The organism is Carboxylicivirga litoralis (assembly GCF_025499605.1).
In the GTDB taxonomy this organism is placed as follows: Bacteria; Bacteroidota; Bacteroidia; order Bacteroidales; family Marinilabiliaceae; genus Carboxylicivirga; species Carboxylicivirga litoralis.
The window spans coordinates 24,104-36,654 of record NZ_JAFMVC010000022.1 but is presented as its reverse complement, the minus strand read 5'-3'; the positions used below and the strand labels follow the sequence as shown (position 1 = coordinate 36,654).

Below are 12,551 nucleotides of genomic sequence, written 5' to 3'. Positions count from 1 at the left end.
ATATGAAATTAATTTAGTTCATTCGTCCTCTATGCATTCTGCCCATTTGTTTTTGATCGAACCATACTTTCTGTTCGTCCGTTAATTTGCTTCGAACAGCCAACTTGTGTTTGCTCTGGTTTTTAGCTATCTGAAGCTTGATATTTGCTTGTTGTTCAAGGTTTTTGTCTACCTTCTTCATGTCGACAGATTTGCCGCTTGTTAATGTTCGATACTGAGCTCTCAGTTCGTTTAATTGATTGTTAAGAGGCTGTTGCTGTGTCATTAGCTCCAGACGAGCTGTTTGAAGTTCTTGCTGTAACTCATCGGATAGAATACACTCGCTATTTCTGCCATAGCCTTGTCCGCGTCCACCTTGTCCTTGGAGGTTGTGCTGGTTTCTATTGCCTTTTCCGTTGCCTTGGCCTCTGCCACTATAGTTACCCTGTCCAGAACCTTGACGACCAGCCTTTCTTCCCTTCATTTGCGGGGCGCCATTCGCCTGACAGTCGAATTGTCGATTGCGGCCTTGGCCTTGTTGCCTACCCATGCCTTGTCTATTACCAAATTGATTATATGCGAGTACTTGCTCATCTGTCAAATATGATTTAATAGTTTGTTGATGAAGAGCACGCTTTTTTGCCATACTCGTTTTTACTGTATTAATATCAGTTAGTATTTTGTCAAGGTTTTTCTGGCTAATTGGCTCTGTTGTTTCAATTGTGCGTTTTTTAGCTAAAAGCTCACCAAGTTGGTTTTTCTCCGCTTGAATTTCTGTTTGGAATTTTACCCTTTCCTTTTTCAGGTTTTCCTGTTGTTCATCTGTTAAGTTATTAATTCGGCATTCTTGGGACTGATTGTTAATAGCCCTCTTTTGCATTCTTTGAGCCGAGATGGTTGTAAATGAAAATGAAATTAACATTACAACTGCTGTAAATACATATCTATTTTTCATGGTCTTATTATTAATTGTTGTTTTGTAATTGGATATAACATTCCCATTCTTAGCAAGCGCGCATATGCTAAGTGAAACTATATCAGATTTATAATATTGATTTAATTGCGTCTGTTTCGGTGACCTCTATATCGCCTTTGCTGATGTCTGTCCACTATCTTTGAGCGAAACATTTTATCTAATAGTTCTCGTTGTTCGTCTGTTTCGCAAATACGTCTTATTTTTCTATAATGGTAGAAATTGGCTTCCTCAATCTGTAATTGGGTATTAGCTATTTCTGTAAATAATTCCTTAACTCTTATACTGTCAGGATTATTACTAAAGGTTTCGTTTTTCAGTATTTGTCTTAAACTATCTGTGTTTTCCTGGAGGGAATTCATATACTTGGCGTGCTTTTTCCAAAGAGCAAACATGTCTTCAAATTGCTCTTCATCTATGCCTGCACTTTTGATAAAGTGTTGACGCATTCCTTTATGGCGTTCTTCTTTGCTTAATTCTTTTTTCTTTTCAGCACTGTCCTCATCCATCCACCAAAAGCCTAATAATACAATATTACCAAGTAGGAACAGGGATAGAATAATCCAGCATATTTTACAAGGGCGTTTCATATTATTTATTTGTTTGGTTATTGGCTAAAAATGTGTCGTCGTTATCGTAATCAAACCAGTTGGCAGTGCTCTTTGTTTCATATACCGACGCCCAGTCACTGGTTTCTGAATTATTAAATCCGAGTGATGATAGAATAATAAATGCATTGGTAATAAATACCAGAATAGCACATGCAGCTGCTAGCTGAAATCCTATTCTTAGAAACCTATTGGGCTTTTTAACTTCATCAAGGTTTTCAATCCTCGACATAAGGTCATTTACAAAGCCTGGTGATGGTTCGTAATCGTTAACTGATACCTGGCGAAGTATCTGGTCAACATCAATTATATGTTTTTCATTGTCTTTCATAACTAACACTCACTTATATGACGATAAAAAAATATTATTCCTGCGTTAAAAAATTTCTTCTTTGTGCTTAATCAATAATTCTTTCAATTTACGTTTGCCTCTTACCAGCAATGATTCAACCGAAGAAATGCTAGTATCCATAATGTCTGCAACTTCTTGCTGTTTCAGTTCTTTTATTTGCGATAACAGCAGCGCTTCTTTCTGTCTGTCCGGAAGTTGGTCAATAGCCATGTAAAGCATCTTTTTTCGTTCTTCTTCTTCAATTGTATCGCTAGCCAGCTGTTTATTGGTAATGTTCAGTTTCTCAATATCCGCCTTGTCCATCGAGCTAACTTTTCCACTGCCTCGTTTTAGGCGTTTGTTTTGTCTGATGAAATCCAACGATTTATTAACCGCTAAACGATATAGCCAAGTTGAAATGCTGGATTCATTTCTGAAGTTTTTAATTGAACGATACATTTCGATAAAAACCTCTTGGGCAATGTCCTCAGCATCTGTTGCGTTTCCTGTATATGACAGACAAATGTGTATGACTTTCTTATGGTTTAATTCAACCAGTTTTCGAAAGGCATCGGTATCACCATCCACAACCCTATTTAAAAGTAGTTTTTCGTCAGTCATTAAATTCAGTCTTCATACTATTGACGGCAAGTAGAACATATTCCTGCTAAAGTGCAATAGAAAAAAATAAAACTACAGAAAGTATTGATTTCGTCTTCTTTATTTTTTCTTAATATTGACAATAACTGGTAAGTGGTCACTGACGCCACCAATGTATCGTGGTCCAGCATAGGTTCTGCGAGGTTTCAATCCACTGTAAGTTTTATCATCTTCCAGTAAATTTGGGAGATTGACTATTTTATGGTCAAAAGAATAGGCGGGGTTACTCAGCCAGTCAGCCGACAAGAATAGGTGATCTATCAATGACCAATGTCCCAGGTATTTGTGAGAACCTTGAATTGCATCGGTTCTAATACTGCTCAACTTAAGCTTAGTGTCAAGGTTGGAGTGTGCTAGCAAGTATTTAATTGAAGGAGCGTTGAGTTCGGCATTGAAATCTCCCAGTACAACCAGTTTTGGCGCCTTTTCTTTGCTTCTAATTGAGTCAATTTTGATGGTAACCGCTTGTGCGACTCTTTCTCGTTTAATTTCTGATGCCAGCTCACCGCCTCGTTTCGACGGCCAATGGTTAACAACGATATGTAATGTATCTGTAGCAATAACTCCCTTGACATAAAGTGCATCACGTGTATAAAAATGATTGGTTGAATCAGATTGAGGGATAGGAGCAGAGCTTAACAAGTTAAAGATGCCTTTTTTGTATAATAAAGCGACATCAATACCCCTTTTATCCATAGATTCGTAGTGGATATATCTGTAGCCTAAGTTGGATAAACCAGTGCTGTAAATCAATTTCTTTAGTGTGTTTTCATTCTCAATTTCACAAAGCCCGATAATGGCTGGGCTATTCCATTGGTTTGCGGCTAAAATGGTTTTACTGATGCCTTTTATTTTGTTGTATAAACGATAGTTTGACCAGTGTTTGTTACCATTTGGTAAAAATTCTTCATCGAATTTCAAACTGTCATCCTCGCAATCGAATAGGTTTTCAACATTGTAAAACATGATGGCATAATCCGCTTGCGCCAGAGATTCGCCAGTAAATACAATTAGAAGTAGTGTAATGTAAAGCAGTCGTGGCATTATTGTTTTTCATAGCGCTCGTAGGCACCCAAGTCAGGGCCATCGTCTTGTAAACGATTAGTGCCAAGAATATCAAGAGGGAAGGGTTCTGCCAGCTTAAAGTTGCCTACATCTTTAGCGGTGGATAGGGTGTCAAGTTGATAATTATATTCGCTAATATTCATAAATGATGGGTCTTCATTTTGTAGAATATTAATAAACTTACTTTCGTCAGATAGGTCAAAGTCGTCAGCTAATTTTATTATAGCATGATTAAATAAGTAACGAGCATCCAGTTCGGGTGCTTCTTTATTGCTGTATTTTAGGTCAAAGCCTAATTCTGAGTAATTGTTTCCGTATATGATGCAATTGTTAAAAGTAGCTTCTTTCAAAGGTACAATCTGTTCATTGTCATTGGCATCTACATAATAATTGTTGAGAAAAACAGCAGGATTACTTCTGAATGTCCAATCAAAATAATTAGCAAATGTACACTGGTTAAATTCGTATGTTCCTCCTACAGTTAATGCCGCAGAACTATTTCCGCAATTGCCAAATACACTGTTTGAGACTTTTAACGATGACGTTTGCGCTAATAATCCAAAGGTACTTATGTGCTCAATTTTTGTATTGTTTATTGATATTGGTGCATTATTAAGACCGACTGAATCGGCCAAAATCCCCATCATGCCATTTTTAATAATACAGTTGTTGAACGTTGATGCACCTGATCCTGGCAGAAGGTGGATATATCCCCATTGCCCGGGTTTATCCTCATACCATTCTTCTTGGCGATGACCTGCAAAAATTACTGGCTCTTCATTTGTTCCATTAACATTAAGAGTGCCGAGTACAAGCATGCTTGCGTCTTTGTAAAAATATAATTTAGCACCAGGATCTATGGTTACTGTTTCTGCTGAATCAACAACCAAATAGTCGTAAATTAAATATGGTTTTTCATTGGAGAGCGTTTGTGTTTTTAACCACTCCTTTTTCATCAAAACAACGTCCTGGCCATAAGCCACTAATTGTACTGTTTGTAGTTTGCTTTTAGTTCTAAAATAAATAGAATCAGTAACTACAAAAGGCGTGTTGCTGCCCACCGGGTCAATGGTGACTTCAACAAAAATGTAGAGGCTATCTTTTGCTCTGATTCGAATTTCTTCAGCATAGCTGTCCGGATACCCATTAATATTCAGGCGAAAACCACTTTCTTCACCACCTGCCAATTCAATGGACTCGATAGACATATCTTCGCTATAGGGGTTGTAAACTCTGAAATTCTTTGTGGTCGATCCAATAGAAGTGAAAATAGTGTCAAACATGATGGTGTCGGTGGAGAAGCTTAGACCTTCTTCGCCACCTCGGTATACAAACTCACGCTCACAAGCTATAAATGCTAGTGTGCAGAATATTAGTAATATATAGCGGTCAATTCTATTCATGCGCTACCTTTGGTCTTTACTATCGGCTAAGTTTTTTAGTGGCTGATAGAGTTATGGTTATTATATGCAAAGTAACAAAAGCTACGTCAAAAAACAATACATATTTTTACATTTGAGCAAATAAAATTCACAAAAATTAACTAAATATTGAGGTTTTGCTCTTATACACTAACGTAGCGATGAACTATTTATTTTCTTCAAATGTGGTTTTGCTTAGTATTTTATTATTTTGGTCGCAAAATTAGAAAATATGCAACAGTCACAACCTCGCCCATATACATTTGATCGTGTGGTACGCATGATTTTAACAGCTCTTGCTTTTGGGGCCATTCTATATGTGGTTAACTTGCTTAAAAATGTTTTAGGTCCTTTTATAATTGCCATCTTTATTGCCTACTTATTGGATCCAATGGTGAATTTTGTTCAAAACAAAATTCGAATCAGGCATCGGGGATTGTCTGTTATCTTAACTGTTCTGGTTGTTGGTACTAGCTTAACTGCAGTTATGTTCTTTTTGATTCCGGCATTTATTCAGGAGATGAATAAGATGGTACAGCTAGTAAGAGTTTACATGCAATCAGTCGATGTTAAAGATGTCTTACCATTTAATTGGGAGATGACTATAAAAGACCTTATCCATGAAACCAATTTGGTTTCGTATTTAAATGTGGATAATATTTACGAAACCATTAAAAAAATACTACCTGGTTTTTGGAATCTTTTTTCAGGTTCGATGCGGGTGGTAGCGGGTTTGGTTGGTATTTTGGTTGTTGTGCTATATACAATCTTCATCCTGATGGATTTCCAAAATTTACGAAAGTCTTTACTTGGGTTGCTTCCTGGCCGATACCGTCAGGTATCTTCTGAAATAGTGGATGATTTGGCACATTCAATGGACTTGTATTTTCGTTCACAAGGATTAATCGCATTAATTGTTGGCATTCTTTTGGCGATTGGATTTAAGATTATTGGTTTACCAATGGCCATTATACTCGGTTTGTTTATTGGAGCTTTAAACATTGTTCCCTACCTGCAGATTGTTGGATTAATTCCGGCCTTATTGTTAGCTCTTTTGAAAGCAATGGAATCGCATCAAAGCTTCTGGGAGGTGGCATTGTTAGTATTGGTTGTTTTAGCAGTTGTTCAGGTTATTCAGGAAACGATTCTGGTACCTCGTATTATGGGTAAAGCGTATGGGATGAATCCGGCCATTGTGCTTTTAGCATTGTCCATTTGGGGCAGTTTAATGGGCTTAATAGGTATGTTATTAGCGCTGCCATTGACATCTGTACTAGCTTCTTATTACAAGCGATTTGTTTTGCACGAGGATGTGGAGAAGGAAATAAAAGACTCTTCTGAAGATTAATTTTGAACTTTTAGAAACTTCTATTGAGTTAAGTATATTTTTTGTCGAAAGGAAAAATAAGGTCGTATATTAAAAAAAGAAATAAAATATAGGATAATAGAAAGTAAATGATAACTTTGTTGTAGTTTTTAATATAATCAGCTATGGCAATTAATATCGAACAGGTTGTTGGTCAATTCAAAATTGAAGGCACCTATAGTGAAGCAAAGATTTTTGGTGATGGTTTAATTAATACCACTTACAAAGTAAAAACAAGTGAAAATGATCAACCTAATTACCTGCTTCAAATCATTAATCATCACATTTTTAAAAATGTACCTGAGTTAACAAAGAATATTCAACGCGTTACGGATCATTTACGTTTGAAATTAGAAAATATTGAAGGAAGTGATTTAAAGCGTCAGGTATTGACACCTATTGATACTTTCGATGGTAACGGATTTTTTAAAGATGAGGATGGTAATTATTGGCGCATGTTTTTGTTTATTGAAAATGCCCGTTCTTACAATCAATTGTCAAATGCTAATCAAGCCTATGTTGGTGGAAAGGCTTTTGGGCAATTTCAGAGCCGTTTAGCTGATTTACCTGGAGGACCGCTTTATCCGGTATTACCCGATTTTCATAATACTGAAATGCGTATTCTTAACTTCCAGGAGAGAGTAAAGCAAGATCCTGTAGGCCGATTAAAAGAGGTTAAAGAGGAAGTTGACTTCTTAATGCAGCGTTCGGAAGAATATAAGAAGATAGTTCAAATGGGCCGCGAAGGTCTGATACAGGAACGCATTGTTCATCAGGATACAAAATTCAACAATGTATTGTTAGACGAAAAGGATGATATACTTTGTGTGATCGATTTGGATACCGTGATGCCAGGGTATGTTTGTTACGATATTGGCGATGCCATCCGTAATGGTGCTAATACTGGTTTGGAAGATGACAGAAACCTGGACAATGTGAGCATGAACATCGATCTATTTGAAGGTTTTATCAAAGGGTTTTTAGAAGAAACAAAAGAAGTGCTGACACCTGCAGAAATAGACACATTGGCTTTTGGTGCAAAGCTACTGACTTATGAACAAGCTGTTCGTTTTCTTGATGACTACATTGATGGGGATAATTATTATAAGGTTATTGCACCCGATCATAATTTGGTACGTACACGAGCACAAATAAAGTTGCTGCAAAGCATGGAGGAGCAGTATGAAAAGATGGAGTCTTTAGTTCAGAAATATTCATCTTAATATATACGAGAGACAACTTAAAATACGAAAGCCGGATATTTTTAATATCCGGCTTTTGTTGTGTTGCCACGTAATTTTATAAGCTTACGTTAAATCCAACCAGGTATAATCCTGCCATTTCATCGGCAAAACCAAATTGTCGTTCTTTGGAGTTGAACAGGTTTCTGGCATTGACAAAGATTGAACTATTCTTATATATTTTATAAGAAACTTTAGCGTTCACAGTTGTGTTTGCTTTTACTTCAGCAACACCCGATCCCTGATCGGTTAAAAAGTGGTACTGAGAAAAGGCATAATCATGAGTATAAGTTTGTTTTGAATAATAATTCATTCCAACAAAAACATTTAACTTCTCAATAGGACGGTAATTAGCTGTCATTCCACCAAAGAAGCCTGGAGTATGTTTATGTGTTTGATCGACTAATTTATATTGAGGATTTTCAAAAATTCCACTTTCCGGTAATATCATCATTGGCACTTCTCTAACTGATTGGTCTTCCAATTCGGTTTTTTGAACTGTACCAAATGCCTTTAATTGCAACTTAGTTGATGGTGCATAAAAAACAGATGCTGTTAAACCAGTTTGTGTAGCCTTAACGCTTGCATTTTGATAATTATAGGCCAAATGCAAATACGGAAGAGGATTGTTGGCATCAGTTGGAGAACCTACGATGGTCGGCTCAAAAGTAGAGAAGTTGTCGGTGGTAGAGTAGAATCCTTCTATATCGATCTGAAGTTGCTTTGAAAGCTGGCTTCTGTAACCCAATTCAATAACATTACTTGTTGATAAATTCATATCCTCATTACCAAGGTATTGTATAAATTGGCCACTAGTCGGACTTCCTTCTTCATAGTTGGTGAAGAAATCAACAATTACCGGACCTCTGTTGGCTTTCGAGAATGAAGCTCGTAATAAGTTGTTATCGTTTGGTTTATAAGTCCCGATGAGCTGATAGGTGAAATAATTATCTTTAGGCTTATTATAGTGATCCATGCGCAGTGCAGCAATTAATCGAAGCTTTTTAGTGGCTTTATAATCACCACGCAGGTAGTAGGCAAAATTAGAAAGAACAGCTTCACCGTTTATAAACCCTCTCTTACTTTCAGGTGTTGGCAGGTATTCAGAATCATCGTAAGCAACGCGCTGATAGCTTACTCCGGGACGTAAAGTCAGGTCACCTAGTGTCCAGTCATATTCTAAAATGGCGTCGATGTTATTATAATCATACTTAGAACTGATGCCGCTACCTTTATAAACATCTTGTGTGCCAAAATTACCAGAAAATTGCAAGCTTATGCCATGGATATTACTTATGGTGTTAACGTAATAGGACTCTGATTCACGAGATGTAATAGGAGTTGTCAGTCCTTCCATAAACACTGTTTGTGCCGTTGAGTTTTGCAGACCTGCAGAAAGGTTAAAATCAACTTTCTTTGAGGCTTTATACGACAGCCAGGCATTCACACCATACTTATCTTTGGCAAGCTCCGGATTTTCGTAGGTCGGATGATTGGCCCCTAATGTTGTATTGCCGGCCGGATTGGTAGGATCTGCATCCATATAATAGACCAGGTCTGTGTATGGAACATAGCTGCCATTCACCCAATTATAGTAATCCTCGGTATGTCGATCACGTTTTTCAAAGTTGGCACTAATCCGTGTTTTTAACTTGTTATCTGCAAATGAGTTGTTGATAGCAAAATCGCCAATGGTTGATGAAGCGGTTCCTGTCATAAGGTTTCCATCAATGGAAAAAGGCTTATCCTGCGCTTTTTTTGTAATGATATTAACAACGCCATTAACAGCATTTGGACCGTATAAAGCTGTTGATGCTCCTCGGATAATCTCAATTCGTTCGACATCTGTTAAACTAACGGGCAATGATTCCCAAAAAGTACCACCATTCATGTTGTTAAATACTTTACGTCCATCCACCATAATAAGCGACATGGAGTTTTCGGTAAAGAATGTGAAGTTACCTGAAGGAATGTTGTCATTTCCACGAATATGAATGTCGTAATTGCCATTTGTTTCTTCCCGAACAATAAATCCAGGCACTAAGCGAAAGGCCTCTTCAATTGTTGTGGCTCCTGAATTAATAATTTCTTCTTTTGTGATGATTGAAGACGATAGTGGCGCGTCGAAGCTGTTTTCGGCTTTTTTTGATACAGCAACAATTTCCATGTTCATCAAATCTTCAAGCGACATGTTAAAGTAATCAATGGTGTCGTTACCCATCGATTGTGCATTAGTTTTTGTCACACCCAATGCTAATGCTAAAAGCATAGCAATCCCAATTCTACATTTCATAATAAATATGAGTTTGTTAGATTAATAATCACTTTAGCACGATAAATGGCTAAAGAGTTTTGAATAATGTTTTAATTAAATGCAGGTTGATATAACCTTTTTGAAATACTAATTATTGACTGTTTGATACAGACAGTTCTATCCCAATACAATATCAATTGTTTCTTTTTAATTCTTCTGAATGTTGTTTTCAAATTCCCCTTATTTTGATTGCTTTTGCCGGACAACCAGCTACTACTACGCCACTGTTGTGTAAAAGTTTCAATAAATTATTATAAAAAAGACAAATTGGTATTTATATATAGCCAGAATTAATGGTGTGTGGTGCAGGAAGTATACTTGGTTGTTTTATACAGAATTATGATGTCATTAAAAGGAAATAGAGTTAGTTCGTCTATTTCTTTATTTTTACATGATTAAATAACGTTTATGGCACAAGTCTTACTCATCACACCTCCGTTTACACAACTAAATACACCGTATCCGGCAACAGCCTACTTAAAAGGTTATCTAAACACTTTAAAGGTTGATTCATTTCAAGCCGATTTAGGTATTGATGTTATTCACCGATTGTTTAGTCATCAAGGATTGAGTCGCTTATTTGGTCAGGTTGATGAACGAAACATAGTAAGTGAAAATGCGCATCGTATTTATTGGTTAAGAGAAGAATATGTAAACAGTATTGAGCGTGTGATGGAGTTTTTGCGCGAACCAACAGTGTTGGACGCGCAAAATATCACTCAAGGGAATGTTTTGCCCGAAGCAAGTCGTTTCAATCATTTACAAGATGAAGCTGATACGTTTGGTACAATGGGATTGCTAGATAAGGCCAAGCATTATTGTACGTTATTTCTTGAAGATTTATCTGATTTTATTGTCGAAGTTGTTGATTCTAATTTTGGTTTTAGCCGATATGCAGAGCGCCTGGGGCGATCGGCCTCATGCTTCGATGAACTGTATGAAAGACTGCAAGAACCGCTGAGTTTCATAGAAGAGATATTGGTGGATGAACTTCGCTGTTTGATGCAAGAATTTCAGCCTGAGCTGGTTTTGTTATCAATTCCATTTCCGGGTAATTTATTAGGTGCTTTAAGAGTTGGTCAGTTTATTAGGAAATACCATCCTCAAGCTAAAATTTCTTTGGGAGGAGGGTTTGTAAATACTGAATTGCGCGATTTAAAAGATGAACGTGTTTTTCAATTCTGCGATTATATAACCCTTGATGATGGGGAAATGCCGATAACATGCCTGCTTGAACAGATAGAAGGGAAACGTAAACAATCAGAATTAAAGCGCACTATTGTTTGTACAGCCAAAGGAGTAGAGTTGATCGACGGGGCAAAAGAACCTGATGCTTCGCAGGTAGAGCTTGGAACTCCAGACTACTCTGATTTAGATTGGAACAAGTATATTTCGGTGCTAGAAACAGCTAACCCCATGTTTCGTCTTTGGTCTGACGGGCAGTGGCTTAAGCTGACGCTTGCACATGGTTGTTACTGGGGAAGATGTACTTTTTGTGACGGTTCCCTGGATTATATCAAGCGGTTTGAACCCAATTCGGTCAGCATCATTGTTGATCGTATGGAAACCCTGATAGAGCAAACAGGAAAGCATGGTTTTCATTTTGTTGATGAAGCAGCACCTCCGGCTTTATTAAAAGAGTTGGCTATCGAGATTATAAAGCGCAACTTAAAGGTGGTATGGTGGACGAATATTCGTTTTGAAAAGAGCTTCACTGCAGATTTATGTCTTTTGTTGAAACAGAGCGGTTGTATTGCAGTAGCGGGAGGGTTGGAAGTCGCATCGGACAGAATATTAAAGTTGATTAAGAAAGGAGTCAGCATTGAGCAGGTCAGTAATGTAACAGCCAGCCTTACAGAAGCTGGCATCATGGTGCATGCCTATCTGATGTATGGCTTTCCGTCGCAAACAGCACAAGAAACGATAGATTCGCTTGAGGTAGTGCGTCAGTTGTTTGAGTTAGGCATCGTTAACTCAGGTTTTTGGCATCAGTTTGCATTAACGGCGCACAGCCCGGTTGGCCTCAACCCTGATGCCTATAACGTTTCGATTACAAATGGCTTAGACGGGACTTTTGCTAATAATGATTTGGAGTTCATTGATAAAGCAGGTGCTATTCATGAGCAGTTTGGAGAAGGCTTAAAAAAAGCCCTTTACAACTATATGCATGGCCTTTGTTTTGATTGGCCATTATCAGAATGGTTTGAGTTTAAAGTGCCAAAAACAACTCTTCCGGCAGATTATATTGAGAGTAAACTTTCGGATGATATTCGCATCAAAGAAAACAGCAGAGTTATATGGTTAGCCAAAGAGCCATTGCTAAAGCCATTCACAAAAAGAAAAGGCAAAAAAGAAGTGCAAATGACTGAGCTAATTTTATTCTCAGCGAAAACGCATGTACAGCTTACAACAAAAGGGTCATTGGGATATTGGTTAAAAAACATCCTGAGTAAAGCTTCGTTAGGTGAAGAGCCACTCAATTTCAAATCGTTTCAACAGGATTATGAAGCTAATCAGTTGGGTAATTTTAATAAGTTTATCAACAGTTATACCTTTTCGCAGTTGAAAGCAGCAGGCTTAGTAATCGTTTAAA

The 12,551-nt window shown here is 37.4% G+C and carries 10 protein-coding genes; 3 read left to right on the top strand and 7 right to left on the bottom strand.

The genetic code is table 11. The features are described 5' to 3' along the window. Positions 1–13 precede the first annotated feature (13 nt). From J1N10_RS16710 to J1N10_RS16685, 6 genes are all read right to left on the bottom strand, one after another. Entirely contained in the window at positions 14–934 is a 921-nt protein-coding gene (locus J1N10_RS16710) for a hypothetical protein (RefSeq protein WP_262327876.1), read from the bottom strand. A gap of 101 nt (positions 935–1,035) precedes the next feature. Further along, entirely contained in the window at positions 1,036–1,542 is a 507-nt protein-coding gene (locus J1N10_RS16705; protein ID WP_262327875.1) for a Spy/CpxP family protein refolding chaperone, read from the bottom strand. Position 1,543: 1 nt separating this feature from the next. Then, a complete protein-coding gene (locus J1N10_RS16700) occupies positions 1,544–1,891 on the bottom strand; it encodes a hypothetical protein (protein WP_262327874.1) in 348 nt (115 codons plus the stop codon). Positions 1,892–1,936: 45 nt separating this feature from the next. Then, complete coding sequence (locus J1N10_RS16695; protein WP_262327873.1) at positions 1,937–2,512, bottom strand: RNA polymerase sigma factor; 576 nt, start codon at positions 2,510–2,512, stop codon at positions 1,937–1,939. 99 nt (positions 2,513–2,611) lie between these two features. Then, entirely contained in the window at positions 2,612–3,595 is a 984-nt protein-coding gene (locus tag J1N10_RS16690; RefSeq protein WP_262327872.1) for an endonuclease/exonuclease/phosphatase family protein, read from the bottom strand. Beyond that, complete coding sequence (locus J1N10_RS16685; protein ID WP_262327871.1) at positions 3,595–5,019, bottom strand: hypothetical protein; 1,425 nt, start codon at positions 5,017–5,019, stop codon at positions 3,595–3,597. Before J1N10_RS16685 ends, J1N10_RS16690 begins: the two co-directional genes overlap by 1 nt. Positions 5,020–5,269: 250 nt before the next feature. Between J1N10_RS16685 and J1N10_RS16680 the strand changes: the two genes are divergently transcribed. Continuing rightward, a complete protein-coding gene (locus J1N10_RS16680; protein ID WP_262327870.1) occupies positions 5,270–6,385 on the top strand; it encodes an AI-2E family transporter in 1,116 nt (371 codons plus the stop codon). Between the two features lie 143 nt (positions 6,386–6,528). Continuing rightward, the gene (locus tag J1N10_RS16675) at positions 6,529–7,626 is read left to right on the top strand and encodes a phosphotransferase enzyme family protein (RefSeq protein ID WP_262327869.1); all 1,098 of its coding nucleotides are present in this window, start codon (positions 6,529–6,531) and stop codon (positions 7,624–7,626) included. Positions 7,627–7,702: 76 nt separating this feature from the next. Here J1N10_RS16675 and J1N10_RS16670 read toward each other — a convergent pair whose 3' ends face one another. After that, the gene (locus J1N10_RS16670; protein ID WP_316044943.1) at positions 7,703–9,937 is read right to left on the bottom strand and encodes a TonB-dependent receptor plug domain-containing protein; all 2,235 of its coding nucleotides are present in this window, start codon (positions 9,935–9,937) and stop codon (positions 7,703–7,705) included. Positions 9,938–10,366: 429 nt separating this feature from the next. Between J1N10_RS16670 and J1N10_RS16665 the strand changes: the two genes are divergently transcribed. Further along, the gene (locus J1N10_RS16665) at positions 10,367–12,550 is read left to right on the top strand and encodes a B12-binding domain-containing radical SAM protein (RefSeq protein ID WP_262327868.1); all 2,184 of its coding nucleotides are present in this window, start codon (positions 10,367–10,369) and stop codon (positions 12,548–12,550) included. The last annotated feature ends 1 nt before the right edge of the window (position 12,551 follow it).